General features: G+C 68.8%; 25 protein-coding genes and 1 pseudogene. 15 read left to right on the top strand and 11 right to left on the bottom strand.

All coding sequences use genetic code 11. The features are described 5' to 3' along the window. Positions 1 to 25: 25 nt before the first annotated feature. The 5 genes from gspK to gspG are packed head-to-tail and all read right to left on the bottom strand — an operon-like array spanning position 26 to position 2,956. Positions 26 to 1,006 (bottom strand): type II secretion system minor pseudopilin GspK, encoded by a 981-nt coding sequence (gene gspK / locus VEC03_RS12195; RefSeq protein ID WP_324915548.1) that lies wholly within the window; start codon positions 1,004 to 1,006, stop codon positions 26 to 28. After that, a complete protein-coding gene (locus tag VEC03_RS12190) occupies positions 1,003 to 1,704 on the bottom strand; it encodes a PulJ/GspJ family protein (protein WP_324915546.1) in 702 nt (233 codons plus the stop codon). Before VEC03_RS12190 ends, gspK begins: the two co-directional genes overlap by 4 nt. 1 nt (position 1,705) lies before the next feature. Continuing rightward, positions 1,706 to 2,068, bottom strand: a complete 363-nt coding sequence (gene gspI, locus VEC03_RS12185) for a type II secretion system minor pseudopilin GspI (RefSeq protein ID WP_324915544.1) — start codon at positions 2,066 to 2,068, stop codon at positions 1,706 to 1,708. Further along, positions 2,065 to 2,541 (bottom strand): prepilin-type N-terminal cleavage/methylation domain-containing protein, encoded by a 477-nt coding sequence (locus VEC03_RS12180; protein ID WP_324915543.1) that lies wholly within the window; start codon positions 2,539 to 2,541, stop codon positions 2,065 to 2,067. Before VEC03_RS12180 ends, gspI begins: the two co-directional genes overlap by 4 nt. Then, positions 2,516 to 2,956, bottom strand: coding sequence for a type II secretion system major pseudopilin GspG (gene gspG, locus VEC03_RS12175; RefSeq protein ID WP_324915541.1), 441 nt, complete (start codon positions 2,954 to 2,956; stop codon positions 2,516 to 2,518). Before gspG ends, VEC03_RS12180 begins: the two co-directional genes overlap by 26 nt. 41 nt (positions 2,957 to 2,997) lie before the next feature. Here gspG and VEC03_RS12170 point away from each other — a divergent pair, with 41 nt between their 5' ends. After that, positions 2,998 to 3,456 carry a type II secretion system protein N gene (locus tag VEC03_RS12170; protein WP_324915539.1) on the top strand — a complete coding sequence of 153 codons (459 nt, stop codon included), beginning with the start codon at positions 2,998 to 3,000 and terminating at the stop codon, positions 3,454 to 3,456. A gap of 12 nt (positions 3,457 to 3,468) precedes the next feature. Here the strand turns inward: VEC03_RS12170 and ilvA are convergent, their stop codons facing one another. Further along, on the bottom strand, positions 3,469 to 5,013 hold the full coding sequence (gene ilvA, locus VEC03_RS12165; RefSeq protein ID WP_324915537.1) for a threonine ammonia-lyase, biosynthetic: 1,545 nt from the start codon (positions 5,011 to 5,013) through the stop codon (positions 3,469 to 3,471). Between the two features lie 229 nt (positions 5,014 to 5,242). Between ilvA and VEC03_RS12160 the strand changes: the two genes are divergently transcribed. Beyond that, positions 5,243 to 5,692, top strand: coding sequence for an OsmC family protein (locus VEC03_RS12160; RefSeq protein WP_324915535.1), 450 nt, complete (start codon positions 5,243 to 5,245; stop codon positions 5,690 to 5,692). Here the strand turns inward: VEC03_RS12160 and coq7 are convergent, their stop codons facing one another. Continuing rightward, positions 5,693 to 6,310, bottom strand: coding sequence for a 2-polyprenyl-3-methyl-6-methoxy-1,4-benzoquinone monooxygenase (gene coq7, locus VEC03_RS12155; protein WP_324915533.1), 618 nt, complete (start codon positions 6,308 to 6,310; stop codon positions 5,693 to 5,695). It abuts the gene before it with no gap. A 295-nt stretch (positions 6,311 to 6,605) separates the two neighbouring features. On the opposite strand from coq7, the gene VEC03_RS12150 reads away from it, so the two are divergent. The 9 genes and pseudogenes from VEC03_RS12150 to VEC03_RS12110 all read left to right on the top strand — a co-directional run bounded on the left by VEC03_RS12150 (position 6,606) and on the right by VEC03_RS12110 (position 17,309). Continuing rightward, on the top strand, positions 6,606 to 7,694 hold the full coding sequence (locus tag VEC03_RS12150; RefSeq protein WP_324915531.1) for a porin: 1,089 nt from the start codon (positions 6,606 to 6,608) through the stop codon (positions 7,692 to 7,694). A 164-nt stretch (positions 7,695 to 7,858) separates the two neighbouring features. Further along, positions 7,859 to 8,554, top strand: coding sequence for a DUF3047 domain-containing protein (locus VEC03_RS12145; RefSeq protein WP_324915530.1), 696 nt, complete (start codon positions 7,859 to 7,861; stop codon positions 8,552 to 8,554). Between the two features lie 100 nt (positions 8,555 to 8,654). Continuing rightward, positions 8,655 to 10,237: pseudogene (locus tag VEC03_RS12140) on the top strand (ABC transporter substrate-binding protein). A 202-nt stretch (positions 10,238 to 10,439) separates the two neighbouring features. Further along, on the top strand, positions 10,440 to 11,420 hold the full coding sequence (locus VEC03_RS12135) for an ABC transporter permease (protein WP_324915528.1): 981 nt from the start codon (positions 10,440 to 10,442) through the stop codon (positions 11,418 to 11,420). Beyond that, positions 11,420 to 12,649, top strand: a complete 1,230-nt coding sequence (locus VEC03_RS12130) for a M20 aminoacylase family protein (protein WP_324915526.1) — start codon at positions 11,420 to 11,422, stop codon at positions 12,647 to 12,649. The genes VEC03_RS12135 and VEC03_RS12130 overlap by 1 nt, the downstream gene beginning before the upstream one ends. 34 nt (positions 12,650 to 12,683) lie before the next feature. Then, complete coding sequence (locus VEC03_RS12125; protein ID WP_414708488.1) at positions 12,684 to 14,258, top strand: ABC transporter substrate-binding protein; 1,575 nt, start codon at positions 12,684 to 12,686, stop codon at positions 14,256 to 14,258. A gap of 68 nt (positions 14,259 to 14,326) precedes the next feature. Next, the gene (locus VEC03_RS12120) at positions 14,327 to 15,238 is read left to right on the top strand and encodes an ABC transporter permease (RefSeq protein WP_324915525.1); all 912 of its coding nucleotides are present in this window, start codon (positions 14,327 to 14,329) and stop codon (positions 15,236 to 15,238) included. A gap of 17 nt (positions 15,239 to 15,255) precedes the next feature. Then, a complete protein-coding gene (locus tag VEC03_RS12115) occupies positions 15,256 to 16,248 on the top strand; it encodes an ABC transporter ATP-binding protein (RefSeq protein WP_324915524.1) in 993 nt (330 codons plus the stop codon). Beyond that, complete coding sequence (locus VEC03_RS12110; protein WP_324915523.1) at positions 16,245 to 17,309, top strand: dipeptide ABC transporter ATP-binding protein; 1,065 nt, start codon at positions 16,245 to 16,247, stop codon at positions 17,307 to 17,309. Before VEC03_RS12115 ends, VEC03_RS12110 begins: the two co-directional genes overlap by 4 nt. An 89-nt stretch (positions 17,310 to 17,398) precedes the next feature. On the opposite strand, the gene zwf is transcribed toward VEC03_RS12110, so the two are convergent. Beyond that, positions 17,399 to 18,859, bottom strand: a complete 1,461-nt coding sequence (gene zwf, locus VEC03_RS12105; protein WP_324915521.1) for a glucose-6-phosphate dehydrogenase — start codon at positions 18,857 to 18,859, stop codon at positions 17,399 to 17,401. Positions 18,860 to 18,983: 124 nt separating this feature from the next. Here zwf and tal point away from each other — a divergent pair, with 124 nt between their 5' ends. The 3 genes from tal to VEC03_RS12090 are packed head-to-tail and all read left to right on the top strand — an operon-like array spanning position 18,984 to position 21,918. Further along, on the top strand, positions 18,984 to 19,931 hold the full coding sequence (gene tal / locus VEC03_RS12100) for a transaldolase (RefSeq protein WP_324915519.1): 948 nt from the start codon (positions 18,984 to 18,986) through the stop codon (positions 19,929 to 19,931). A 2-nt stretch (positions 19,932 to 19,933) separates the two neighbouring features. Then, on the top strand, positions 19,934 to 21,493 hold the full coding sequence (gene pgi / locus VEC03_RS12095) for a glucose-6-phosphate isomerase (protein WP_324915517.1): 1,560 nt from the start codon (positions 19,934 to 19,936) through the stop codon (positions 21,491 to 21,493). A gap of 56 nt (positions 21,494 to 21,549) precedes the next feature. Then, positions 21,550 to 21,918 carry a DUF805 domain-containing protein gene (locus VEC03_RS12090; RefSeq protein ID WP_324915515.1) on the top strand — a complete coding sequence of 123 codons (369 nt, stop codon included), beginning with the start codon at positions 21,550 to 21,552 and terminating at the stop codon, positions 21,916 to 21,918. Positions 21,919 to 22,078: 160 nt separating this feature from the next. Here the strand turns inward: VEC03_RS12090 and groL are convergent, their stop codons facing one another. Continuing rightward, on the bottom strand, positions 22,079 to 23,722 hold the full coding sequence (gene groL, locus VEC03_RS12085; protein WP_324915513.1) for a chaperonin GroEL: 1,644 nt from the start codon (positions 23,720 to 23,722) through the stop codon (positions 22,079 to 22,081). An 89-nt stretch (positions 23,723 to 23,811) separates the two neighbouring features. After that, the gene (locus VEC03_RS12080) at positions 23,812 to 24,105 is read right to left on the bottom strand and encodes a co-chaperone GroES (protein WP_324915511.1); all 294 of its coding nucleotides are present in this window, start codon (positions 24,103 to 24,105) and stop codon (positions 23,812 to 23,814) included. A gap of 339 nt (positions 24,106 to 24,444) precedes the next feature. Here VEC03_RS12080 and VEC03_RS12075 point away from each other — a divergent pair, with 339 nt between their 5' ends. After that, positions 24,445 to 25,392 (top strand): DMT family transporter, encoded by a 948-nt coding sequence (locus VEC03_RS12075; protein ID WP_324915509.1) that lies wholly within the window; start codon positions 24,445 to 24,447, stop codon positions 25,390 to 25,392. A gap of 16 nt (positions 25,393 to 25,408) precedes the next feature. Here VEC03_RS12075 and VEC03_RS12070 read toward each other — a convergent pair whose 3' ends face one another. Beyond that, positions 25,409 to 26,308, bottom strand: coding sequence for a 5'-nucleotidase (locus tag VEC03_RS12070; protein WP_324915507.1), 900 nt, complete (start codon positions 26,306 to 26,308; stop codon positions 25,409 to 25,411). Positions 26,309 to 26,326: the final 18 nt, after the last annotated feature.

Below are 26,326 nucleotides of genomic sequence, written 5' to 3'. Positions count from 1 at the left end.
ACTCTGCGGCTGCTCCCCTGGTGCTTCAGCGCGAGGCGTCCGGCAGGCCCGGTGCGGGCGGCGAATCCAGCACGCCACGCTCGCGCTTGAGGGTGCGCACGTCCAGTCCCTGTCGCTGCACCAGCGAACGCTCTTCCACCAGCAGCGCGTCCATGCGCAGGCGGCCGCGCACTTCGAAGAAGCGCGAGGACACGCCCACCGTCCCCTCGGTGAGGCTGCCGGCGTGCTGGGGCATCAACCGGGACACGTCGGCAATCCCGCGGAAGGGCGACAGCGAACGGCGCGCCACCAGTTCCTGGGCCTCGGCGAGGGTGATGCCGGGCACTGCCGCAAAGATGACCTCGGGCGCCGCGGTATTCAGGTTGACCGGCGTGCGGGCGGGAAGCAGCGTCACATAGGGCGCGAGCGCCCTCACGGTCGCGTCGGATACTCCCAGCCAGGCCAGTTGCTCCACCTCCTGCGGCATCAGCGGTGCCTGCAGGGCGGAGCGGTTGTCGGTGCTGATGTCGGAGGCGAAGCGCAGGTTCTCGGCCAGCCGGCTGAGCTCGGCAGGCGGGAGGCCCAGCAGCTCGAACAGGCGCTGGAAGCTGCGCATGCCAGGCTCCGAGATGCGACCGGCCTCGACCAGGTTGTTGAGGTTGAGCAGCGCCTGCTGGTCGGTGATCTGGCCGGACAGGAACACGTTGTCGCCATCGGTCAGGGCCTCGCCGCTGCCGCTGCTGTCGGCCGCGAGGAAGGTCGACAGCCGTGCCTCCTGCAGCGGCACCGCCCAGGGCTCCGCCAGGTGGTCGGCGCCGCCGGCCCGCGCGTCCTCCCGCAGGATCAGCCGCGACCAGTCCAGGGCGCCGGTCAATATCCAGGCCGCCTGCAGCCGCGCCCGCGTGGCCGCTTCGACCTCCACGTTGCGCCATTGCTGCCACAGGGCGGCGGCCGCGAAGCTGGCCACCAGCGTCACGGTGAGCATGGCCGTCAGGATGGCGGCGCCGCGCTGGGCCGTCCGCTTCACGAGGACTTGCCTCCGCCGACGGTCGGCCGCACCCAGTCGTGGACCAGGTCGCCCGTGATCGCCTGTCCGCCCGAGAGCGTCAGGACGATGCGCACCCCGTCGGGCAGTTGCGCGGCCTGGGGAACACCGCCCGGCCCGGTCCGGCGCTGGACCGCGGCCTGCTCCTGGATGGCGTCGCTGGACAGGGGGTTGGTCCAGGCATTGCCCCGGAAGAAGAAGATTTGCCAGTCCTGCAGGCCGGTGATGCCGACGGCGCTGCCGTTGTCGCCGCCGGACTGCTGCTGCGCCCAGGCGTCGGCGCGGGCCCAGGCCTGCTCGACCTGGCCGCGGGTCGTCAGGGGCGGCGACTGCCAGCGCATCCAGCGGCTGGCGCCCCCCTCGGCCAGCCGGCTCCAGCCGACGACCACCACGCCCTCGGCCTGCGCCGTGGACGAATGGCGGGTCAGCCGCAGCACGCGGCCGTTCCAGTCCAGCGCCGTGAGCTGCGGCAACTGCACGAGCGCGTCGAGGTCGGTGCGCCACTGGGCCAGGCCGACCTGCAGCGAGTGCACTTCGTCCGCGCGGGCCTCGGTCTGCTGCTGCGCCCGCACCATGCCGTCCAGGCCGCGCCAGCTCAGCATGGCGATCAGGGCCAGCGCGAACAGCGCCACCAGCAGCTCCACCAGCGTGAAGCCGCGGCTGCGACGGGCGCTGCGCACCTCAGTACCTCCCGACCACGGTGGACAGCCGCAGCACCGGGGATGCGGCCTCGAATACCTGCGCGTCCACCCGCAGGAAGTTCGGGTTGGGGGTCGGCGCCACGGTGACCGCCACCTCGAAATCGACGTTGCCCTGCCGGCACGCGGCGCGCCGGGTACCCACGCCGGGCATCTGGCGCGAAAGGCGTACGGCCACCAGTTCGTTCTCGGCGCAGAGCTGGGCCAGCAGCACGCTGGACTGGCGCATGGCGGTGGAGGTGAGCGCGGCCGTCGCGTGCAGCCCGGCCACCAGCGCGATGGCCACGATGCCGAGGGCCACCAGCACCTCGATCAGCGTGAAGCCCGCCCCGCGCCGCGCGCTCATGGCGAGTCCTGTTCGCGTATGGCGAAGGGGCGCACGCCGTCGGTGGCGATCCGCAGGCTGCGCCCCGGCGCGGCCGACGAGGCGATGACCACCTCCTGCCGGCCGATGATGGGCTCGGGCCCGAGCACCACCCGGGTGCCGTCCTGGACGACGGTGCCGGTCTCCAACCACTGTGCGGGCAGCGTGCCCTCGGGCAATCCCTCGAAACGGAAGCCGTCCGGCGTCGCGTGCCACACGACCGGGCGGCCGCTGCTGCGCGACTGGGCGCGCGCCGACTCGAACAGCGCCGACAGGCGCCGGGCTTCGCGTTCGAGCTGGGCGCCCGAGTTGTCGCGGAAGGCCAGGCTAACGCCGGCCGTGGCGGCCGCGATGATGGCCACCACGACCAGCAGTTCGATCAAGGTGAAGCCGGCCGCACGCGGCACGCCGGCGGGGTGGTGGCCGGCCTTACTGCCAGGAGCCGATGTCCGCATCCTTGCCCTCGCCGCCCGGCTGGCCGTCGGCGCCGTAGGACATCACGTCGATCTCGGCCTTGATGCCAGGGTTGAGGTACTGGTAGGGCCGGCCCCAGGGGTCGTTGGGCAGCCGTTCGAGGTAAGGCTTCCAGTTCGGCGGCGTCGGACCGGCGGTGGGCTTGGCGACCAGCGCCTGCAGGCCCTGTTCGGCCGTGGGATAGCGCTGGTTGTCCAGCCGATAGAGCTTGAGCGCCTGCATCAGGTTGTTGACGTCGGTGCGGGCGGCGGTGACGCGGGCGTCGTCGGCGCGGTCCAGGACGTTGGGCACGATCAGCGCGGCGAGCACGCCGATGATGACCAGCACCACCATCAGTTCGATCAGGGTGAAGCCGCGCTGCAGCAGGCGGCGCGAAGCGGGAAACAGGGTCGTCATCGAGGGTCCCGAGGCAAATCGCTTGCCATGATAATGGCCGCATGGTGAGCAGCGGCGCGGCCAACTGGACAGTGAAGGGCGTGACCTTCCTCGTGTGGGCCGCGGCCGCGGCGAGCGCCGCCTACTGGGGCCTGAAGATGTCCGGCCAGGGCGCCGCCGGCCCGGTGCCGGTGGCGGGATCGCGCCAGCCGGCAGCGGCCGATCCGGTGGCCGTCGCCCGGCTGCTGGGGGCGAGCGGCGGCGGTGCGGCCGCCCAGGCATCCGGCCCCCAGCCCAGTGCCGCCAGCCGGTTCCAGTTGGTCGGCGTCGTCGCCGACCGGTCGCAGCACGGCGCCGCGCTGATCGTGGTGGACGGCAAGCCTGCCAAGCCCTACCGCGTGGGCAACCGGGTCGACGAAGGCCTGCTGCTGCAGTCGGTGCAGCCGCGCCGCGCCGTGCTGGCGGAGTCCATGCAGGCCGAGCCGGCGGTCACGCTGGAACTCCCGGCCCCACCGCGCTGACCCTGCTCGGGCTCAGGTGCGCAGGAACAGGCGGTACGCCGGGTTGGCGGTTTCCTCGACGTAGGGATAGCCCAGCGTGTCCAGGAAGGCCTGGAAGGCCTGGTCGTCGGCCGCGGGCACCTGCAGGCCGACCAGGATGTGCCCGTAGTCGGCGCCCTGGTTGCGGTAGTGGAACAGCGAGATGTTCCAGTTCGGCTGCATGTGGGACAGGAAGCGCAGCAGCGCGCCCGGCCGCTCCGGGAATTCGAAGCGCAGCAGCCGCTCGTCGTGCGCCAGCCGCGAGGGGCCGCCGACCATGTGGCGGATGTGCTCCTTGGCCAGTTCGTCGTGGGTGAGGTCCAGTGCCTGGAAGCCGTGCCGGGTGAAGCTGGCCGCGATGCGGGCCGACTCGCCCTTGCCGTGGGCGGTGAGGCCGACGAACACGTGGGCCGTGGCCGCGTCGCTGATGCGGTAGTTGAACTCCGTCACGTTGCGCGCCCCGCCCGGCAGCGAGCCGACCAGCTCGCAGAAGCGCCGGAAGCTGCCGCGTTCCTCCGGCATGGTCACCGCGAACAGCGCCTCGCGCTCCTCGCCGACCTCGGCGCGCTCGGCCACGAAGCGCAGCCGGTCGAAGTTCATGTTGGCCCCGCACAGGATGGCCGCGTAGGTCTCGCCGCGCGTCTTGTTGCGGGCCACGTACTGCTTGATCGCGGCCACTGCCATGGCGCCGGCCGGCTCCACGATGCTGCGGGTGTCGACGAACACGTCCTTGATGGCGGCGCAGACGGCGTCGGTGTCGACCGTGATGAACTCGTCCACCAGCTCGCGCGCGAGCCGGAAGGTCTCCTCGCCCACCAGCTTGACCGCGGTGCCGTCCGAGAACAGGCCGACGTCGGCCAGGCTCACGCGCTCGCGGGCCTGCACCGACTGCATCATCGCGTCCGAGTCGTCCATCTGCACGCCTATGACCCGGACGCCGGGCCGCACCGCCTTGATGTACGAGCCCACGCCGGCCACCAGCCCGCCGCCGCCGATGGCGACGAACACGGCGTCTAGCGGCCCCTGGTTCTGGCGCAGGATCTCCATGCCGATGGTGCCCTGGCCGGCGATCACGTCCGGATCGTCGAACGGGTGGATGAAGGTCAGCCCCTCGCGCTCGCACAGCGCGGTGGCGTGGCCGTAGGCGTCCGAATAGCTGTCGCCGTGCAGCACCACCTCGCCGCCGAGCGATTTCACGCCCTCGATCTTCAGCTGGGGGGTGGTGACCGGCATCACGATCACCGCGCGGGTACCCAGCCGGTGCGCGGCCATCGCCACGCCCTGGGCGTGGTTGCCGGCCGACGCGCAGATCACGCCGCGCCGCAGGTCCTCCGGCGCGAGTTGCACCATCTTGTTATAGGCGCCGCGCAACTTGAAGCTGAACACCGCCTGCTGGTCCTCGCGCTTGAGCAGCACCTTGTTGTGCAGGCGACGGCTCAGTGACCGGGCCGGCTCCAGCGGGGACTCCACCGCCACGTCGTAGACGCGCGCCGTCAGGATCTTCTTGAGGTAATCCGCCGGCTTCAGGGGCTTGTTCATGAGCTGATCATAGGAGCGGCGTCGGCGGGCTCCGGCATGAAAAAAGCCCCCGGCGCCTTGCGGTCCGGGGGCCAAGTCCACCAAACGAGAGGTGGAGGAGACAAGCGTCCGCACAACGCGATTCGTTATGCTTGTCCAGGAGTATAGCTGGACAATGCTGCGTCGCAGCAAGACGGCTCGATAGCAGGTCGAATTGGACGCGGCGTGTCGCCGCAGGAACACAAGCACCATGGAATGCACCGTCACCTGGACCGGCGCCGCGGGAACCCGCTCCGGCATGGGATTCGTCGCCGAGACTGGCAGCGGTCACGTGCTCGCGATGGACGGCGCACCCGACGAGGCGCGGCCCGAGAACGGCGGTCGCAACCTGGCGCCGCGACCGATGGAGACCGTGCTGGCTGGCACGGGCGGCTGCACCGCCTATGACGTGGTCCTCATTCTCAAGCGGGGTCGCCACGCAGTGAGTGGTTGCTCCGTGCAGCTGAAGGCGGAGCGGGCCGACACCGATCCCAAGGTCTTCACGAGCGTCCACATGCACTTCACGGTACGCGGCAAGTCGTTGCCGCCGGCGGCTGTGGAACGAGCCATTGCCATGAGCCACGAGAAGTACTGCTCCGCCAGCGCCATGCTGGCGAAGACGGCGGCAATCACCACCAGCTTCGAGCTGGTGGAAGACTGATCAGATGTAGTGCGCGGTGGTCGTCATGACCCGGGCGGCCGCGCGCATCAGCCCCTTGGCCACGGCCGGCAGTTCCGCCGCGCCGGCGGCACTGGCCTGCGCCGCATGGCCGGCCTCGTCCTCCTTCATCTGGGCGACGATGGCGCGGGACGCGTGGTCGGACTCGGGCAGGCGCTCCAGGTGGCCGGCCAGGTGCGCCTCCACCTGCCGCTCGGTCTCCACCACGAAGCCCAGGCTGATCGGATCCCCCAGGCGGCCGGCCACCAGGCCGAGGGTGAAGGCGCCGGCGTACCAGAGCGGGTTGAGCAGGGAGGGGCGCGAGCCCAGTTCCTCCAGCCGGCCCCGGGTCCAGGCCAGATGGTCGGTCTCCTCGCGCGCGGCCCGCTCGAAGTGCTGCCGCAGCGCCGGGTTGGCCGTGGCGGCCGCCTGCGCAGTGTAGAGCGCCTGCGCGCACACCTCGCCGACGTGATTCACCCGCATGAGGGCAGCCGCCTCGCGGCGTTGCGGCAAAGTGAGCGCTGTCTCATCACCCGGAACGGTGGGACAGGGCCGGGCCGAACGGTGGTGAGCGAAAAGGGTGCGCAGTGCGCTGTCGGCAGCGCCCAGGAGACGGTCCATCCGGCAAGTGTAGGACGGCCGCCGCAGTCCCGGATTGCCAAGCTTTTCACGTGCGGTCGAGCTTGCCGCAAGGTTGTGTTGCGTGTCGCCCACTGGCCGATCGGCCATGTTGTCCGTGTGCAACGAAACCTCCGTTCACGGGGCTAAATACTTTGCGAAAGAAAACCCGCTCTGGTGCAATAGCGCCAACTTCCCAAAAGGAGGTTGGCCCGGGGATCCGGTGGGAACACGCAAGTGCCTGCATGAGCTGAACCCTTCGAACCGGAGCCCTATGTTTAACCTTGGAGAAACTTGCATGAAAAAGTCCCTGATCGCCCTGGCCGTGCTGGCTGCCGCCGGCACCGCTTCGGCTCAGTCGTCTGTCACGCTGTTCGGTATCGTCGACGCCACCCTGCAGATCGGTAAGGGTAGCGTGGCCGACCGCACCGCCCTGGGCAACTCCGGCTACAACAGCTCGCGCCTCGGCTTCCGTGGCACGGAAGACCTGGGTGGCGGCATGTCCGCTTCCTTCTGGCTGGAAGCCGGCATCAACAACGACGACGGCACCGGCGCCGCGTCCAACGCCAACAACCAAGCTGTCGGCGCGTTCAACCCCGTCACCGGCGCCAACGCTGCCGTCCGTCCGGGCACCCAAGGCCTGACCTTCAACCGCCGTTCGACCGTCAGCCTGGCTGGCAACTGGGGCGAACTGCGCCTGGGCCGTGACTACACCCCGCAATTCTGGAACCTGGCGGTCTTCGATCCGTACGGCTTCAACGGCGTGGGCACCACCCAGACGGCCGCCATCGCCGCCCTGAACCCGACCGCGGTTCGTGCTTCCAACACCTTCGGCTACTTCCTGCCGGCCAAGCTGGGCGGCTTCTACGGCCAAGCCCAGTACTACCTGGGTGAGAACGCCGAAACCGGCGCCGCGACGGATGACGACGGCCGTGGCTTCGGTCTCCGCGTCGGCTACGCCGCCGGCCCCTTCAACGTGGCCGTGGCTCTGAGCAACACCAAGTACGCCGCTGGCGACATCAAGCAGAACAACATCGGCGGCCAGTGGGACTTCGGTGTGGCCAAGCTGATGGCTCACTACGCCAACGACGAAATCGGTACGGTTGACGGCACGGGCTGGCTGATCGGTGGCCTGGTGCCCATGGGCGCCGGCGAGATCCGCCTGTCCTACTCGACCTACGAGCTCGACGCCGGCGCTGGCCTGGAGTCGCGTGCCCGCAAGCTCGCCCTGGGCTACGTGCACAACCTGTCCAAGCGCACCGCCGTGTACGCCACGTACGCCCGCGTTCGCAACAACAGCCTGTCGGCTGTCGGCCTGAACGGTGCCACGACCGGCCTGGGCGCCTCGTCCAGCGGTTTCGACCTCGGCCTGCGCCACAGCTTCTAATTCAAGGGCTGGGCAACCAGCCTGAGAAAAAGAAACTTGAAAGCCGCCTTCGGGCGGCTTTTTTCATGTTGCCGACGAACCCGTACCCCCGCGGGCGGCCAGGCGCCCTTGCCTGGCCTGCCGCGGTCTTGCTGCTCGTGGGCTGCACGTCGATGCCGCCCGCCGTGCCGCCGACGATCGCCGACAGCCCCTGGGCCGGCGCATCCACCGTGGCGGGCGTTGTCGGCTCGGCCGACGCCTGGCGGCACTGGCGGCTGCCCGGCAAGGCCGAAGTCCGTTTCGTTCCCGTCACCGTCAATGGGCGCCACGCCCTGGCGGCGAGCGCCGACGCCGCGGCCAGCGTGGTGCGCCGCAAGGTCCGGGTGGAGCCCGAGGCACTCGGGCTGGTCCGCTTTTCCTGGAAGGTGCCCGAACTGATCGCCGGCGCGGACCTGGCCGCGCGCGAGGTCGCGGATGCACCCGTGCGCATCGTGCTCACCTTCGACGGCGACCGATCGCGGTTTTCGGCCAAGGACGCCATGCTGGCCGAGTTGGTCCGGGCGGTCACGGGCGAGGAGATGCCCTACGCCACCCTGATGTACGTCTGGGCCAACCAGCAGCCCGTCGACAGCCTGGTGCACAGCCCGCGGACCGGGCGCATCCGCAAGATCGCCGCCGAGTCCGGCCCCGCCCGGCTGGGCCAGTGGCTCGACTACGAACGGGACGTTCGCGCCGATTTCGAGCGTGCCTTCGGCGAACCCCCCGGCCCGCTGGTCGGCATCGCCGTCATGACCGACAGCGACAACACCCGCACTTCGGTGAAGGCCTGGTACGGGCCGGTTCGCCTGGAGTCGCGAGGCGACGCGCAAGCCGCGCGTTAAGCCAGAACAGCTCGGCCCCAAGCCGGTGGAAACCCTTTTGACGGGCTACGGACGCCTCTGCATAGTCGCGCGTTCCCAAACACCCCTCTAGAGGTTCCCGATGCGATTCAAGACCGCACTCCTGTGCGCCGCGGCGGCGGCTGCACTGGCGGCCGCGCCTGCCCTGCAGGCCAAGACGTTCCGGTGGGCGAGCGCCGGCGAGATCTCCACCTGGGACATCCACTCCCAGAACAACGCGCTGCAGAACGGCATCCACGCAGCCGTGTACGAGTCGCTGGTCTACTACAACAGCCGCACCTTCAAGCTGGAGCCCGTGCTGGCCACTTCCTGGACCCAGGTGACGCCCACCCAGCTGCGGCTGAACCTGCGCCAGAACGTCAAGTTCCACGACGGCAGCCCGTTCACGGCCGACGACGCCGTCTATTCGCTGCACCGCGGGATGATGAAGACGTCGAACTTCACGCCCTACACGGCCGGCATCGACCGCGTGGTCAAGGTCAACAACAACACGATCGACATCTTCACCAAAAGCCCCAATCCAGTGCTGCTGAACCAGCTCACCGAGCTGCGCATGATGAGCAAGGCCTGGGCCGAGAAGAACAACTCGGTGGAGCCCAAGGACATCCGCAACGTCAACCAGGAGACCTTCGCCAACCGCAATGCGATGGGCACGGGGCCGTTCATCCTGAAGCAGTGGGTGCCGGACCAGCGCATGGTGTTGGCCGCCAACCCGAACTGGTGGGCAAGCTCGAAGGCAACCTGACCGAGATCGTCTACACGCCGATCAAGTCCGAGGCGACCCGCGTCGCCGCGCTGCTGTCCGGCGAGATCGACCTGCTGCTGGATCCCAGCCCGCAGGACCTGGGCCGGCTGCGCAACAACGCCAACCTGAAGGTGATCGACGGCGTGGAAAGCCGCACCATCTTCTTCGGCCTCGACACCTTCCGCGACGAACTCCCGGGCTCCAGCGTGAAGGGCAGGAACCCACTGAAGGACCAGCGCGTGCGCAAGGCGCTGTACCAGTCGATCGACATCGACAGCCTGATGCGCGTGACCATGCGCGGGCTCGGCCAGGCCACCGGCACGCTGATCGCGCCGCAGGTGAACGGCTGGAACGAAGACCTGCACAAGCGGATGCCCCATGACCTCGAGGGCGCCAAGAAGCTGCTGGCCGAGGCCGGCTACCCGCAGGGCTTCGAGGTGGATTTCGCCTGCCCCAACAACCGCTACATCAACGACGAGGAGATCTGCCAGGCCGTCACCGCCATGTGGTCGCGCATCGGCGTCAAGGCCAAGCTGCGCACCATGCCGCTGGTGACGTACTTCCCGATGATCCAGCGCTACGAGGCCAGCATCTACATGCTGGGCTGGGGCGTGCCGACCTTCGACGCCATGTACAGCCTGCAGTCGCTCGTGCGCTCCGTGGGCACCGGCGGCGACGGCAACTACAACGTGGGCCGCTACAGCAATCCGCAGGTCGATGCCGTGATCGACCGTGCCAAGGTCGAGACCGACACCCTGGTGCGCAATCGCCGTCTGGCGGACGCGCTGCAGATGAGCAAGGACGACTTCTCGCACATCCCGCTGCACAACCAGATCATCCCCTGGGCGATGAAGAAGAACGTCGAGGTCGTGCACCGGCCGGACAACCGCCTCGACTGGCGCCTGATCAAGGTGAACTGAGGCCGCGGGTGGCGAAGCGGGCTCCCGCGCAAGCGGGGGCGGCAGCGGCGGATTCACGTCCGGTACCGCGCGCAAACGAGCCGTTCCGCCCGCTGCAAACGGGCGACGCGCACGCCTCCGAAACCCGCTTTCGCCCACTCGTTTCCACCGTAGCTGGCCGCGCGGGTGCTCTGCTAGCATCCTCCGGCCTCTTGCATTACCCATGGTCGCCTTCATCCTTCGCCGCCTGCTGCAGGCCGTGGTCGTCATGGTCACGGTGGCGTTCATCGCCTTCCTGCTGTTCCAGTACGTCGGGGACCCGGTGGTCTTCCTGCTGGGGCAGGACGCCACGCCCCAGCAGATCCGCGAGCTGCGTTCCGCGCTCGGACTGGACCAGCCCTTCTTCGTGCAGTTCTGGCATTTCCTGGTCAATGCGGCGCAGGGCGAATTCGGCCTGAGCCTGCGCCAGGGCGCCAAGGTCTCGCGGCTGATCGCGGAGCGCTTCCCTGCAACGCTGGAGCTCTCGCTGGTGGCCGCGGTGCTGGCGCTCGCCGTGGGCATTCCCATGGGCGTCTATTCGGCGCTGCGTCGCGGCACCTTCCTCAGCCAGACCTTCATGACGATCTCGCTGCTGGGCGTGTCGCTGCCGACCTTCCTCATCGGCATCCTGCTGATCCTGGTGTTCTCGGTCACCCTCGGCTGGTTCCCCAGCTTCGGCCGCGGCAACACGGTGCAGATCGGCTGGTGGTCTTCCGGCCTGCTGACCGCCAAGGGCTGGCACCACATCGTGCTGCCCGGCATCACGCTGGCGATCTTCCAGCTCACGCTGATCATGCGGCTGGTGCGCGCCGAGATGCTGGAAGTGCTGCGCACCGACTACATCAAGTTCGCCCGCGCGCGCGGCCTGTCCAGCCGCGCCATCCATTTCGGCCACGCTCTGAAGAACACCCTGGTCCCCGTGATGACCATCACCGGCCTGCAGCTGGGCGGCCTGATCGCCTTCGCCATCATCACCGAGACCGTGTTCCAGTGGCCCGGCATGGGGCTGCTGTTCATCCAGGCCGTGACCTTTGCCGACATCCCGGTAATGGCCGCCTACCTGTGCCTGATCGCCCTGATCTTCGTGGTGATCAACCTGGTGGTGGACCTGCTGTACTTCGCCGTCGATCCGCGCCTACGCTTGGGCGGCGCCAAGGGCCACTGATGCTGGCGCCGGCCGTCACCGCTCCGCGCCTAAAGGCCAACGGCCGCGCCTTCGCGCACATCGCGCAGTACCACCCGGAACTGGTGGCGCTGCGGCGCGACCTGCACGCGCACCCCGAGCTCGGCTTCGAGGAGGTCTACACCGCTGCCCGCGTGCAGGAAGCCCTGCGGGTGTGCGGCGTCGACGAGATCCACACCGGCATCGGCAAGACCGGCGTGGTGGGCATCGTCCACGGCCAGGGCCGCGCCAGCGGCCGCATGATCGGGCTGCGCGCGGACATGGACGCCCTGACCATGACGGAGCACAACGAGTTCGCCTGGAAGTCCACGCGCAACGGGATGATGCACGGCTGCGGCCACGACGGGCACACCGCCATGCTGGTGGGCGCGGCGCGCTACCTGGCCGAGACGCGCAATTTCGACGGCACCGCGGTGCTGATCTTCCAGCCGGGCGAGGAGGGCTTCGCCGGCGCCCGCGCCATGATCGAGGACGGCCTGTTCGAACGCTTCCCGGTCGAGGCCGTCTACGGCATGCACAACTGGCCCGGCCTGCGGCCCGGCAAGATCGGCCTGACGCCGGGGCCCATGATGGCGGCAGCCGACAAGGTCACCATCGAGATCACCGGCAAGGGCGGCCATGGCGCCCACGCCTATCTGGCGACTGACCCGGTGCTGGTTGCCGCCCACATCATCACCGCCGTGCAGAGCATCGTCTCGCGCAACGTGCGCCCGCTGGACAGCGCCGTGGTCAGCCTGTGCGCCATGCAGGCCGGCGACGTCCACGCCATGAGCGTGATCCCGGGCAAGGCCACGCTGGTGGGCACGGTGCGCACCTTCACCGCCGAAGTGCAGGAGCTGGTCGAGCGGCGCCTGACGGAACTGTGCAGCGCCATCGCGCTGGGCTTCGGCGCCACGGCCAAGGTCAACTACGAGCGCATCTACCCGGCCACCACCAACACCCTGCGCGAGGCCATGTTCGCCGCCGACGTGGCGCAGTCGCTGGTCGGCGCCGAGCAGGTGGTGCGCGACCTCGACCCCAGCATGGGCGCGGAGGACTTCTCCTTCATGCTGCAGGTCAAGCCCGGCGCCTACATGCGCATCGGGCAGGGCGGCGAGGGCAGCTGCATGCTGCACAACAGCCGCTACGACTTCAACGACGACATCCTGCCGCTCGGCTCGGCGCTGCACGCCAGCCTGGTCGAGCAGTCCATGCCGCTGCAGCCGGCCTGACCCGTTTCCCACCCGCTCACCAAGGAGCTCACCCATGAAAATGAAGACAACCCTGATCCATGCGGCCCTGCTGTGCGTGCTGGCTGGCGCAGCCTCGGCGCAGACCGTGCGCGTCGCCAACCAGGGCGATGCCCTGTCGATGGACCCGCACTCGCTCAACGAGTCGCTGCAGCTGTCGGTGACCAGCAACGTGTACGAGCCGCTGGTGGGCCGCAACAAGGATCTCTCGCTGGCGCCTTCGCTGGCCACTTCGTGGAAGCAGACCTCGCCGACGGTGTGGCGCTTCGAACTGCGCAAGGGCGTGCAGTTCCACGACGGCACCCCGTTCACCGCCGATGACGTGCTGTTCACCATGGCGCGCACCCAGGTGGAAGGCTCGGACATGAAGAGCTACACCAACGACGTGAAGGCGGTGCGCAAGATCGACGACCACACGGTCGAGATCGAGACCAACGACCCGTTCCCCATCCTGCCGGACGTGCTGTCACAGGTCTTCATCATGAGCAAGAAGTGGTGCGAGGAGAACCAGGCCACCCGCCCGGTCGACCGCCGCAAGGGCGTCGAGAACGCCGCTTCCTTCCGCGCCAACGGCACCGGCCCGTACCGCCTGCGCGAGCGCCAGCCCGGCGTGCGCACCACCTTCGTTCGCAACGGCAACTACTGGGGCAAGATCGAGGGCAACGTGCAGGAGGTGATCTTCACCCCCATCGGCAACGATGCCACGCGCGTCGCCGCGCTGCTGTCCGGCGAAGTGGACGTGATGGAGCCGGTGCCGGTGCAGGACATCGACCGCGTGCGCAACTCCCCCAACGCGCAGGCGCTGGTGGCGCCCGAGCTGCGCACCATCTTCCTGGGCATGGACCAGAAGCGCGACGAGCTGCTGTACTCCAGCGTCAAGGGCAAGAACCCCTTCAAGGACAAGCGGGTGCGCCAGGCCTTCTACCAGTCCATCGACATCGAGGGCATCAAGCGCACGGTGATGCGCAACGTCTCGCTCCCCACGGCGCTGATGGTGGGCCCCGGCATCAACGGCTTCACGCAGGAGCAGAACAAGCGCCTGCCCTACGACCCCGATGCCGCCAAGAAGCTGCTGACCGAAGCCGGCTACCCCAACGGCTTCGAGGTCACCATGAACTGCCCGAACGACCGCTACGTCAACGACGCGCGCATCTGCCAGGCGGTGGCGGCCAACCTGTCGCGCATCGGCGTGAAGATCAACCTGCAGGCCGAGACCAAGGGCACCTACTTCCCGAAGATCCTGCGCCGCGACACCAGCTTCTACCTGCTCGGCTGGACGCCCAGCACGTATGACGCGCACAACGCGATGAACGCGCTGATGGCCTGCCCGAACGACAAGGGCGCCGGCCAGTTCAACCTGGGCAGCTACTGCAACCCCGAGTTCGACAAGCTGACGCGCGCGGTGCAATCGGAGACCGACAAGGCCAAGCGCAACGCCATGATCAAGCAGGCGTTCGAGATCCACGCCAACGACGTCGGCCACCTGCCGCTGCACCAGCAGTCGCTGGCCTGGGGCGTGAGCAAGAAGGTCAAGGTGGTCCAGCGCGGCGACAACTACCTCGACTTCAAGTGGATCACGGTTTCGAAGTAACTCGCCAGTAGGGGCACGAGCGCCGCGGCGGCCCCGGCCCCGCGGCGTTCGTTTTCCCGGGAAGCTCCATGAGACAGACCCTCGCGCGCTGGTTCGACAGCGACATCGGCTACAGCTTCCGCACCTCGCCCATGGCGATCGTCGCGGCCCTCATCGCCTTCGTCTGCGCGTTCTGCTCGGCCTTCGCCGGCTGGGTGGCGCCGCACGACCCCTTCGACCTGACAACGCTGGTGCTGTCCGACGCGCGCCTGCCGCCGGCCTGGCTGCCGGACGGCAGCAGCAAGTACCTGCTGGGCACCGACGACCAGGGCCGGGACATCCTCTCGGCGCTGATGTACGGCTCGCGCATCTCGCTGGTGGTGGGCCTGGCCTCGGTGTTCCTGTCGATGGTGATCGGCGTCGCGCTGGGCCTGCTGGCCGGCTTCAAGGGCGGCTGGGTGGACGGTCTGCTGATGCGCCTGTGCGACGTGATGCTGAGCTTCCCCGCCATCCTGGTCGCGCTGCTGATCGCCGGGGTCGGCCGGGCGATGTTCCCGGATGCGCACAACACGGTGGCGTTCGGCGTGCTGATCGTGGCGCTCACGCTGACCGGCTGGGTGCAGTACGCGCGCACCGTGCGCGGCTCCACGCTGGTGGAGCGCAACAAGGAATACGTGCAGGCGGCACGCGTGACCGGGGTGGCGCCGCTGCGCATCATGGTGCGGCACGTGCTGCCCAACGTCACCGGCCCGGTGCTGGTGCTGGCGACCATCCACGTGGCCACGGCCATCATCACCGAGGCCACGCTGTCCTTCCTGGGCGTGGGCGTGCCGCCCACCTCGCCCTCGCTGGGCACCCTGATCCGGGTGGGCAACGACTACCTGTTCTCGGGCGAGTGGTGGATCACCATCTTCCCGGGGACCATGCTGGTCCTCATCGCGCTGTCCGTGAACCTGCTGGGCGACTGGCTGCGCGACGCCCTCAATCCCCGGTTGCAGTAGGCGGGGCGCACATTCCCATGAGCCTTCTCGAAGTCAAGAACCTGGTCGTCGAGTTCCCCGGCCGCCGCGGCACGCTGCGGGCACTGGACGACATCTCCTTCTCCATCGCGCCCGGCGAGGTGCTGGGCGTGGTGGGCGAGTCCGGCGCGGGCAAGAGCCTGACCGGCGCGTCCATCATCGGGCTGCTGGAGCCGCCCGGACGCGTGGCCTCGGGCCAGATCCTGCTGGAGGGCCAGCGCATCGACAACCTGCCGGCCGAGCAGATGCGGCACATCCGCGGCCGCAAGATCGGCGCCATCTTCCAGGACCCGCTCACCTCGCTGAACCCGCTGTACACCATCGGCCGGCAGCTGGTGGAGACCATCCAGACCCACCTGCCGGTGGATGCGGCCGAGGCGCGCCGGCGCGCCATCAGCCTGCTGGAAGACACCGGCATCCCGGCGGCCGCCGAGCGCATCGACCACTTCCCGCACCAGTTCTCCGGCGGCATGCGCCAGCGGGTCGTGATCGCGCTGGCGCTCGCGGCCGAACCCAAGCTGATCGTCGCCGACGAGCCGACCACGGCGCTGGACGTGTCGATCCAGGCCCAGATCATCCAGCTGCTCAAGCGCATCTGTCGCGAGCACGGCGCGGCCGTCATGCTGATCACGCACGACATGGGCGTGATCGCGGAAACCTGCGACCGGGTGGCGGTGATGTATGCCGGCCGCATCGCCGAGATCGGCCCGGTGCACGAGGTGATCAACACGCCGGCCCACCCGTACACCATGGGGCTGATGGCGTCGATCCCCGACATGGACAGCGACCGCGAGCGGCTCAACCAGATCGACGGCGCCATGCCGCGCCTGAATGCCATTCCCCCGGGCTGTCCCTACAACCCGCGCTGCCCGCGCGTGTTCGACCGCTGCACGCGCGAGCGCCCGGACCTGCTGCCGGCCGGTGTGACCCGCGCCGCCTGCTGGCTGCACGACGTGCGGCAACCCGCCGCCCCTGCAGGAGTTCCCGCATGAGTGCCGTTGCATCCGAACTGGCGGCAGGGTCCGCGCGACAGCCGGCCGGCACGGCAGCAGCCGCCGCCACCGTGCCGCTGGTGCAGGCCCGCGACCTGGCCAAGACCTTCGACGTCTCGGCGCCCTGGCTGAACCGGGTGCTGGAGCGCAAGCCGCGCCAGCTGCTGCATGCCGTGGACGGGGTGAGCTTCGAGATTCCCCGCGGCCAGACACTGGCCCTGGTCGGCGAATCCGGCTGCGGCAAGAGCACGGTGGCGCGGCTGCTGGTGGGCCTGTACGAGCCGACGCGGGGCGACCTCGTGTTCGACGGCATCGAGGCCCACAAGGTGTTCAAGAGCCGCGAAGGGCTGAAGCTGCGCCGGCGCATCCAGATGATCTTCCAGGACCCCTATGCCAGCCTGAACCCGCGCTGGAAGGTGGAGGACATCGTGGCCGAACCCTTGCGCGAGCACGGCATCCTGACCGACTCCGCCCAGCTGAAGGAGCGCGTCGGCCAGCTGCTGCAAGGGGTGGGACTGTCGCCGCTGGACATGCTCAAGTATCCGCACCAGTTCTCCGGCGGCCAGCGGCAGCGCATCTCGATCGCGCGGGCGCTGGCCACCGAGCCCGAGTTCCTGGTGTGCGACGAGCCGACCAGCGCGCTCGACGTCTCGGTGCAGGCGCAGGTGCTCAACATCATGAAGGACCTGCAGCGCAAGCAGGGCCTGACCTACCTGTTCATCTCGCACAACCTGGCCGTGGTGCGCCACGTGTCCGACCAGGTCGGCGTGATGTACCTGGGCCGGCTGGTGGAACTGGCCGGCAAGCACCAGCTGTTCGGCCAGCCGCGGCACCCGTACACGCGCATGCTGCTGGACGCGATCCCGAAGATGCACGACACGGGCCGCGCGCGCACGCCGGTGCAGGGCGAGGTGCCCAACCCGCTGAACCCGCCGACCGGCTGTGCCTTCAACCCGCGCTGCCCGCATGCCAACGACCGCTGCCGCACCGAACGGCCGGCCCTGCTGACCCTGGGCGGCGTCAAGGTGGCCTGCCACGCGGTGGAGGAAGGGCGGATCTAGGTCGTCGCTAACGCGACTCAGGGGCACGGCGCGGCGAGCGGCAGCGTTCCTGAAAGCACTGGATTCCCGCCTTCGCGGGAATGACGACGTTACTGCTCCTCGCTCCAGCAGAACCCGTCGCGCGCGATCATGGCGCTGGCCGCGCTCGGCCCCCAGCTGCCGGCCGCATAGGTGCGCAGCCCCGATTCGTTGCCGCGCCACGCATCCAGCAGCGGCTCGACCCAGCGCCAGGCGGCCTCCTGTTCGTCGCTGCGCACGAACAGGTTGAGGCGGCCGTCGATCACGTCCAGCAGCAGCCGCTCGTAGGCCCCCACGCGCTGGGAGCCGAAACGCTGGTCGAAGTCCAGGTTCAGGTGCACAGGCACCAGCGGCTGTGACTGCACGGGCCGCCCCTGCTGCTGGCCTTGTGCCAGCAGGTGCAGCTCCAGCCCGTCGCGCGGCTGCAGGTTGATCACCAGCCGGTTGGCCGCGCCCAGCGGCGTGCGGAAGATGGCGTGCGGTGCCGGGCGGAAGTTGACGACGATGTGCGCGTCACGCGCCGCCAGCCGCTTGCCGGTGCGGATGTAGAAGGGCACGCCGGCCCAGCGCCAGTTGGCCACCTCGGCGCGCAGCGCCACGAAGGTCTCGGTCGTGCTGTCGGGCGCAACCCCCGGCTCCTCGCGGTAGGCACGCACCGGCTCGCCGCGTACGCTGCCGGCGCCGTATTGCCCGCGGATGGCGCGCTGGCCGATCGCCTCGCCGGACCAGGGCTGCAGCGAGCGCAGCACCTTGAGCTTCTCGTCGCGGATGGCGTCGGCGTCGGAGCTGATCGGCGGTTCCATCGCCAGCGCACACAGCAGCTGCAGCGCGTGGTTCTGCACCATGTCGCGCAGCGCGCCGGTGCTGTCGTAGAACGCGCCGCGCTTTTCCACGCCCAGATCCTCGGCAATGGTCAGCTGGATGTTGGCGATGATCTCGCGCCGCCACAGCGGCTCGAACAAGGCGTTGCCGAAGCGCAGTGCGAACAGGTTCTGCACCGAGGGCTTGCCCAGGTAGTGGTCGATGCGGAAGATCTGCTGCTCGGGAAAGACGCGGCGGACCGTGTCGTTGATCGCCCGGTTGGAGGCGAGGTCGTGCCCCAGCGGCTTCTCCAGCACGATCCGGGTGGACGGCGTGTTCAGTCCCGCCGCGGCCAGCTGCTCGCACACCGTGGTGAACAGCGCCGGCGAGGTCGCGAGGTACATCACCACCGTGCCGGCGTTGCGCTGCTGCAGCCGCTCCTTGAGCGCGCCGTAGTCCTCGGGTCTGGACAGGTCCAGCCGCTGGTAGTGCAGCAATTGCGCGAAGCGGCAGAACTCGTCCGGCCCCGGCCGCTTGTCCAGCTCGACGCGGGCGAAGCGCTCCTCGATCAGGTGCCGGAACTGCTCGTCGCTCAGGCTGTCGCGCGCGACGCCGACGATGCGGCCATCGCGCGGCAGGGTGCCGTGGCGGAACGCCTGGAACAGCGCAGGCATCAGCTTGCGCCAGCTGAGGTCGCCGGTGCCACCGAAGAGGACGAGGTCGAAGCTCATGGATCGGCTGGAGATGGAGCGGCCTACTTTACTGGCGTTCGCGCCTTCGCCGGGCGCACTGCATGGCCAGCTCCACGGTGCGGAGGCGCCCATGGCCGGGCCAGCGCAAGCCCATAATTCCCGCATGAACCAACTCGATGCCCTCAAGCAGTTCACCACGGTGGTCGCCGACACGGGCGACTTCCGGCAGCTGGCCCAGTTCCATCCGCAGGACGCGACGACCAATCCCTCGCTGATCCTCAAGGCGGTGCAGAAGCCCGACTACGCGCCGCTGCTGAAGGAGACCATGGCGAAGTTCCGCAACAAGCCGCTGGACGAGACCATGGACCGGCTGCTGGTGCGCTTCGGCCGGGAGATCCTGTCGCTGATCCCGGGTCGGGTGTCGACCGAGGTCGACGCGCGCCTGAGCTTCGACACCAACGCGACCCTCACCCGGGCCGAACGCATCATCGAGCTCTACCAGGCGGAAGGCGTGCCGGTCGATCGGGTGCTGATCAAGGTGGCGTCCACCTGGGAGGGCATCCAGGCGGCCGAGCGGCTGGAGCAGCGCGGCATCCGCACCAACCTCACGCTGCTGTTCTCGTTCTGCCAGGCGGTGGCCTGCGGGCAGGCCAAGGTGCAGCTGATCTCCCCCTTCGTCGGCCGCATCTACGACTGGTACAAGAAGAGCGCCGGCGCGGCCTGGGACGAAGCCGCCAATGCGGGCGCCAACGACCCCGGCGTCAAGTCGGTGCGGCAGATCTGGCTGCACTTCAAGCACTTCGGCATCCGCACCGAGGTGATGGGCGCGAGCTTCCGCAACACCGGGCAGATCCTGGCGCTGGCCGGCTGCGACCTGCTGACCATCAGCCCGGAACTGATGGCGCAGCTGGCGACCACCGAGGCGCCGGTCGAGCGCGCGCTCGATCCCGAACAGGCCCGCCGCATGGACCTGCAGCCGGTCAACTACGACGAGGCGGGCTTCCGCTACGCGCTCAACGAGGATGCGATGGCGACCGAGAAACTGGCCGAGGGCATCCGCGCCTTCGCCGCCGACGCGGTCAAGCTCGAGAAGCTGATGAAGGAGGCCTGAGCATGGCCGCTCCGCTGCCGCCGCGTTGCGACGAGACCGGGGCCTGGCAGGCGCTGCAGCGGCACTTCGTCGCAAGCGGGCGGACCTTCGACCTGCGGCGGGCGTTTGTCGACGACAGCGCCCGGGTCGACGCCTTCAGCATCCAGGCGCCGCACGTGTTCGCCGACCTGTCGAAGAACCTGCTCGATGCCGAGGGCGAGCGCCTGCTGCTGCAGCTGGCGCGCGACTGCAGGGTGGAGGCGCAGCGCGACGCGATGTTCGCCGGCGAGGCGATCAATGCGACGGAAGGCCGGCAGGTCATGCACTGGCTGCTGCGCGCCCCGCGCGACGAGAAGGTGGCGCCCGGCATCGCCGGCGAGCTCGCGCAGGTGCGCCAGACGCTGGACGCGATGCTGGACTTCGCCGAGGCCGTGCGAGCCGACCGGCAGATCACCGACGTGGTGAACATCGGCATCGGCGGCTCCGACCTGGGGCCGCAGATGGCGGTGCGCGCGCTGGACGAGTTCGTGCTGCCCGGCAAGCGCTTCCATTTCGTGTCCAACATCGATGGCCACGAACTGGATCGCGTGCTGCGCGGGCTGCAGGCGGAGCACACGCTGTTCCTCATCGCCTCCAAGACCTTCACCACGCTGGAGACCATGACCAATGCGCGCTCGGCGCGCCTGTGGTTCACGCAGCAGGGCGGGACCGCCGTCGCGCGCCACTTCGCCGCGCTGACCACCAACGTGAAGGCGGCCGCGGAGTTCGGCATCGACCGCACCTTCGGCTTCTGGGACTGGGTTGGCGGCCGCTACTCGCTGTGGTCCGCGATCGGACTGCCGGTCGCGATCGCGATCGGTGCGGCGCGATTCCGCGAGCTGCTGGCCGGCGCCCATGCGATGGACCGGCACTTCCGCAGCGAGCCGCCGGGGCGCAACCTGCCGCTGCGCCTGGCGCTGCTCGACCTCTGGTACCGCGACTTCCACGGCTTCGCCAGCCGCAGCGTCGCTCCGTACCACAGCGCACTGGCCCGGCTGCCAGCCTACCTGCAGCAGCTGGAGATGGAGAGCAACGGCAAGCGCGTCGACCGGCAGGGCCGCGAGCTGTCCTATGGCACCTCGCCGGTGGTCTGGGGCGAGCCCGGCACCAACGGCCAGCACGCCTACTTCCAGATGCTGCACCAGGGCACGGACGTGGTGCCGGTGGAGTTCATCGCGGTGAAGACGCCGGCGCACGAACTGGCCGACCACCACCCGCAGCTGCTGGCCAACGTGCTGGCCCAGGCCGCGGCCCTGATGCAGGGCAAGGACGACCCCGGCGGCCACAAGCACTTCCCCGGCAACCGTCCCAGCACGATGCTGTTGCTGGACCGGCTCGACCCGGCCAGCTTCGGCGCATTGATTGCCCTGTACGAGCATCGGGTGTTCTGCGCCGGCGCGCTGTGGGGGATCAACAGCTTCGACCAGTGGGGCGTCGAACTGGGCAAGGTGCTGGCCAAGGACATCGCACAGCGGCTGGCCTCGGGCGACACCGCCGGCCTGGATCGCTCCACGGCCGCCTTGTTGACGCGCCTTCGGGCCTGATCCGTCTCCCCCTATCATGCGGCTCGCGGGCAGGTGCCCGCAGGAGGGACAAGAGAATGGATTTCGTCGAAGCGATCAAGACCTGCCTGCGCAAGTACGCGACCTTCGAGGGGCGCGCCAGCCGCTCGGAATACTGGTGGTTCGTGCTGGGCTACCTGCTGGTGAGCGTTGCCGCCTCGATCGTCAGCGAACTGCTCAATGCGCTGGTCGGCCTGGCGCTGCTGCTGCCGTCGCTGGCCGTCGGTGCGCGCCGGCTGCACGACATCGGCAAATCGGGCTGGCTGCAGCTGCTGTGGATCATCCCGTTCATCGGCTGGATCATCCTGCTGTACTGGGCCGTCCAGCCCAGCGGCCCGCCGAACCAGTACGGTGAGGGCCCGGAACAGCCGAAGGACGACCCCTTGGGCATCCCGCCCGGCGTCTGAGCTCAACGAAAAACGCCCGCATCCAGCGGGCGTTTTTTCCGGTTCGCGCGGAATAACATGCAGCGCGAACCCTCCATGCAAAAGGCCGGATTCACTCCGGCCTTTTGCATCTGACTGGACAGCACCTGCAAATCGCGGAGCGATTTGCAGGTGAACGGGATTACATGTCCATGCCGCCCATGCCACCCATGCCACCCATGCCGCCAGGCATGGCCGGGGCCTCGTCCTTGGGCGCCTCGGCGACCATGGCTTCGGTCGTGAGCATCAGCGAAGCAACCGAGGCGGCGTTCTGCAGCGCCGTGCGGGTCACCTTGGTCGGGTCCAGGATGCCCATCTCGATCATGTCGCCGTAGGTGTCGTTGGCGGCGTTGAAGCCGAAGTTGCCCTTGCCTTCCAGCACGCGGTTGACCACCACGCTCGGCTCGCCACCGGCGTTGCCGACGATCTCGCGCAGGGGCGCCTCGACGGCCTTGAGCACCAGCTTGATGCCGGCGTCCTGGTCGACGTTGTCGCCCTTGATCTCGCCGGCGGCCTGGCGGGCACGCAGCAGGGCCACGCCACCGCCGGCCACGATGCCTTCTTCCACGGCAGCGCGGGTGGCGTGCAGCGCGTCTTCCACGCGGGCCTTCTTCTCCTTCATCTCGACTTCGGTGGCGGCACCGACCTTGATCACCGCCACGCCGCCGGCCAGCTTGGCCACGCGCTCCTGCAGCTTCTCGCGGTCGTAGTCGCTGGTGGCTTCCTCGATCTGCACGCGGATCTGCTTGACGCGCGCCTCGATGTCAGCGGCGGCACCGGCGCCGTCGATGATGGTGGTGTTTTCCTTGCCCACCTCGATGCGCTTGGCCTGGCCCAGGTCGGCCAGCGTGATCTTCTCCAGCGTCATGCCGGTCTCTTCCGAGATCACCTTGCCGCCCGTCAGGATGGCGATGTCCTCCAGCATGGCCTTGCGGCGGTCGCCGAAGCCCGGGGCCTTGACGGCGACGACCTTCAGGATGCCGCGGATGGTGTTGACCACCAGGGTGGCCAGCGCTTCACCTTCGACTTCCTCGGCGACGATCAGCAGCGGGCGCGAGGCCTTGGCCACCTGCTCCAGCGTGGGCAGCAGGTCGCGGATGTTGCTGATCTTCTTGTCGTACAGCAGCACGAACGGGTTCTCGAGGATCGCGCTCTGCTTGTCGGGGTTGTTGATGAAGTACGGCGACAGGTAGCCGCGGTCGAACTGCATGCCTTCGACGACGTCCAGCTCGTTCTGCAGGCTCTTGCCGTCCTCGACGGTGATCACGCCTTCCTTGCCGACCTTGTCCATGGCGTCGGCGATGATCTTGCCGATCGACTCGTCGCTGTTGGCGGAGATCGAACCGACCTGGGCGATTTCCTTGGAGGTGGTGGTGGGCTTGGAGGCCTTCTTCAGCTGCTCGGTCAGCTGGGCCACGGCCTTGTCGATGCCGCGCTTGAGGTCCATCGGGTTCATGCCCGCGGCCACGTACTTCATGCCTTCGCGGATGATGGCCTGGGCCAGCACGGTCGCGGTGGTGGTGCCGTCACCGGCGTTGTCGCTGGTCTTGGAAGCCACTTCCTTGACCATCTGCGCGCCCATGTTCTGGAGCTTGTCCTTGAGCTCGATTTCCTTGGCCACGGACACGCCGTCCTTGGTCACGGTGGGGGCGCCGAAGGAGCGCTCGAGCACCACGTTGCGGCCCTTGGGGCCCAGGGTCACCTTGACCGCGTTGGCCAGGATGTTCACGCCTTCGACCATGCGGGCGCGGGCGTCGCCGCCGAACACTACGTCTTTTGCTGCCATGTTGATTGACTCCGGATAAATGAGGGGGTGACTAATGAAGAGGACTAGTCAGTCGGGGACAGAGCAGCGAGCTGATCCGTCCCGCAAGATCACTTGGCTTCCACGACCGCGAACAGGTCTTCTTCCTTCATGACGAGCAGCTCGTCGCCTTCGACCTTGACGGTCTGGCCGCTGTACTTGCCGAACAGGACCCGGTCGCCGACCTTCACGCCCACCGGCGACAGCTCACCCTTGTCGTTCTTGCGGCCCGGGCCGACGGCCAGCACCTCGCCCTGGTCGGGCTTCTCGGCGGCGTTGTCGGGGATCACGATGCCCGAGGCCGTCTTGGTTTCGTTTTCCAGGCGCTTGACGATCACGCGGTCGTGCAGAGGACGAAGTTTCATTGCATCTCCTTCTAGGGAAAGCTTTGGTTGGGACATCAAAAAGCGCCAACAAAAGTTAGCGCCAATTAACTTGCCGCGGAGCGTGCCAACTCATCTGTTAGCACTCATCTCCAGCGAGTGCTAATGATAGGGCATTCCTACGTGGTTTCAAGACGGGTCCCACTTGAAAAGAGGTGAAAACCGGGCGGGTGGGGCACTCGACAGTCGGCGACGGCCTGGCTCCCGGCCGACCATGAGGCGCCGGCTTCGCGGCGGCTGGCGCCGCAACGCGAGAGGTGACCCCGGCCCATGCGCGTGCCCCCGGCCGCGCTCTATAGTCGGCGCCCATGGAGACATCGCATGCCGGCTGAAGGATGGGCCGGCGCCTGGCAACGCCACCCCTGGGTGCGCCGCGCCACGCTCGTGCAACGGCGAGCGCAACGATGGCCGCCGGCGCTGCGCGGGCTGATGTGGTCCTCCGCCGCCGGCCTGCTGTTCGTGCTGCTGAACACGCTGATGCGCAAGCTGGCGATCGAGCTCGATCCCTTCCAGACCCAGTTCCTGCGCTACCTGGCGGCCGTGGGGGTGATGCTGCCCCTGATGGCCCGAAGCGGCTGGGCCGCCTGGCGGCCGCGAAACGTCGGCGGCCAGTTCACCCGCGGCGCGGTGCACACCGCCGGCCTCGTCCTGTGGTTCATCGCCGTGCCGCACATCACGCTGGCGGACACCACCGCAATCGGGTTCACCACGCCGATCTTCATCATGCTCGGCGCGGCGCTGCTGCTCAAGGAGCCGATGCGATGGGAGCGCTGGGCGGCTTCCCTGATGGGCTTTGCCGGCGTGCTGACGGTGGTGGCGCCGCAACTGGCCGCCAGCGGCGGCAGCTACGCGCTGGTGATGCTGGCCTCCTCGCCGGTCTTCGCGGCCTCGTTCCTGATCACCAAGGCGCTGACCCGCTACGAGCGGCCCGAGGTCATCGTGGCCTGGCAGGCGATCAGCGTCACCGCGTTCAGCCTGCCGATGGCGTTGCTGCACTGGAGCTGGCCGGGCCCGCTGCAGTGGGTGCTGTTCATCACCTGCGGCGTCCTCGGCAGCGTGGGGCACTACTGCCTGGCGCGCTCGTACCGCGTGGCCGACATCTCGGCGACGCAGTCGATCAAGTTCCTCGACCTGGTGTGGGCGACCCTGTTCGGCTGGCTGGTGTTCGCCGACCTGCCCAGCCGCTGGACCCTGGCCGGCGGCGCGGTGATCTGTGCCTCCACCGTCTGGATCGCCCGGCGCGAGGCGCGCGGCCGCGCGCCGGCCTGAGCGTGAGCGGCGGCCCTCAGGCCTGGTTGGCGATACCGCCGGCCACGTGCCCCGAGGGCACGTGCTGGGCCGCGTGGGACACGTGCCGGGTCTGGTCGTCGAAGAAGAAGTCGGGCTCGAACTCGCGCAGGAACTCGCCCTTGGGCAGGCCGCCGAGGAACATGGCCTCGTCGACGTGGATGTTCCACTGCATCAGCGTGCGGATGGCGCGCTCGTGGGCCGGCGCGCTGCGCGCGGTGACCAGCGCGGTGCGGATCTTCATGGCCGGGGTGCCGGCCGCCTGCAGCCGGTGCAGCGCCGCCAGCAGCGGCTTGAAGGGACCCTCGGGCAGCGGCTGCAGCGCCTTGCTCGACTCGTGCTGCTGGAAGGCGTCCAGCCCCTCGCTCTGGAACACCCGCTCGGCCTCGTCGGAGAACAGCACGGCGTCGCCGTCGAAGGCGATCCGGACCTCGTTCGGGTGGTTGTGCCCGGCCTGCACCGATTCGGTCAGCACCCGGGCGGCCGGAAAGCCGGCGGCCAGCGCCTCGCGCACGTCGTCCGCGTTGGCCGACAGGAACAGGTGCGCGCGCAGCGGCCGCAGGTAGCGGAAGGGCGAGCGGCCCTGGGTGAACACGCCGCGCTCCAGCTTGATGCGGTTGGCGTGGCCGGAGCGGAAGATGCGCATGCCCGAGACCGGGTCGTTGCGCGACAGGATCACCACCTCGACCCGCTGGGCCGTGGTGTCGTTGAAGGCCAGCAGCTTCTGGATCAGCGAGAAGGCGATGCCGGGCCGTGCCGGCTGGTCCAGCCGCTCGAGCTGCAGCGCCATGTAGGCCTGGGCGTCGCCGCTCTCGAAGATGCGGTTCTCCTCCTCGAAGTTGAACAGCGCCCGGGAGGAGATCGCCACCACCAGCCGGTCATCCGAAAACACGCTCAAGGTCCCCTCCGGATCGTC

This window comes from Ramlibacter sp. (assembly GCF_035627355.1).
GTDB lineage: Bacteria > Pseudomonadota > Gammaproteobacteria > Burkholderiales > Burkholderiaceae_C > Ramlibacter.
The sequence above is the reverse complement of the archived record's forward strand: the minus strand, read 5'-3'. Positions and strand labels throughout refer to the sequence as shown.

Coding starts and splice junctions, on each gene's coding strand:
- gspI (WP_324915544.1), bottom strand. CDS start 2,068: ATGAGCGCGCGGCGCGGGGCGGGCTTCACGCTGATCGAGGTGCTGGTG.
- VEC03_RS12180 (WP_324915543.1), bottom strand. CDS start 2,541: ATGCGGACATCGGCTCCTGGCAGTAAGGCCGGCCACCACCCCGCCGGC.
- gspG (WP_324915541.1), bottom strand. CDS start 2,956: ATGACGACCCTGTTTCCCGCTTCGCGCCGCCTGCTGCAGCGCGGCTTC.
- VEC03_RS12170 (WP_324915539.1), top strand. CDS start 2,998: ATGGTGAGCAGCGGCGCGGCCAACTGGACAGTGAAGGGCGTGACCTTC.
- ilvA (WP_324915537.1), bottom strand. CDS start 5,013: ATGAACAAGCCCCTGAAGCCGGCGGATTACCTCAAGAAGATCCTGACG.
- VEC03_RS12160 (WP_324915535.1), top strand. CDS start 5,243: ATGGAATGCACCGTCACCTGGACCGGCGCCGCGGGAACCCGCTCCGGC.
- coq7 (WP_324915533.1), bottom strand. CDS start 6,310: ATGGACCGTCTCCTGGGCGCTGCCGACAGCGCACTGCGCACCCTTTTC.
- VEC03_RS12150 (WP_324915531.1), top strand. CDS start 6,606: ATGAAAAAGTCCCTGATCGCCCTGGCCGTGCTGGCTGCCGCCGGCACC.
- VEC03_RS12135 (WP_324915528.1), top strand. CDS start 10,440: ATGGTCGCCTTCATCCTTCGCCGCCTGCTGCAGGCCGTGGTCGTCATG.
- VEC03_RS12130 (WP_324915526.1), top strand. CDS start 11,420: ATGCTGGCGCCGGCCGTCACCGCTCCGCGCCTAAAGGCCAACGGCCGC.
- VEC03_RS12125 (WP_414708488.1), top strand. CDS start 12,684: ATGAAAATGAAGACAACCCTGATCCATGCGGCCCTGCTGTGCGTGCTG.
- VEC03_RS12120 (WP_324915525.1), top strand. CDS start 14,327: ATGAGACAGACCCTCGCGCGCTGGTTCGACAGCGACATCGGCTACAGC.
- VEC03_RS12115 (WP_324915524.1), top strand. CDS start 15,256: ATGAGCCTTCTCGAAGTCAAGAACCTGGTCGTCGAGTTCCCCGGCCGC.
- VEC03_RS12110 (WP_324915523.1), top strand. CDS start 16,245: ATGAGTGCCGTTGCATCCGAACTGGCGGCAGGGTCCGCGCGACAGCCG.
- zwf (WP_324915521.1), bottom strand. CDS start 18,859: ATGAGCTTCGACCTCGTCCTCTTCGGTGGCACCGGCGACCTCAGCTGG.
- tal (WP_324915519.1), top strand. CDS start 18,984: ATGAACCAACTCGATGCCCTCAAGCAGTTCACCACGGTGGTCGCCGAC.
- pgi (WP_324915517.1), top strand. CDS start 19,934: ATGGCCGCTCCGCTGCCGCCGCGTTGCGACGAGACCGGGGCCTGGCAG.
- VEC03_RS12090 (WP_324915515.1), top strand. CDS start 21,550: ATGGATTTCGTCGAAGCGATCAAGACCTGCCTGCGCAAGTACGCGACC.
- groL (WP_324915513.1), bottom strand. CDS start 23,722: ATGGCAGCAAAAGACGTAGTGTTCGGCGGCGACGCCCGCGCCCGCATG.
- VEC03_RS12080 (WP_324915511.1), bottom strand. CDS start 24,105: ATGAAACTTCGTCCTCTGCACGACCGCGTGATCGTCAAGCGCCTGGAA.
- VEC03_RS12075 (WP_324915509.1), top strand. CDS start 24,445: ATGCCGGCTGAAGGATGGGCCGGCGCCTGGCAACGCCACCCCTGGGTG.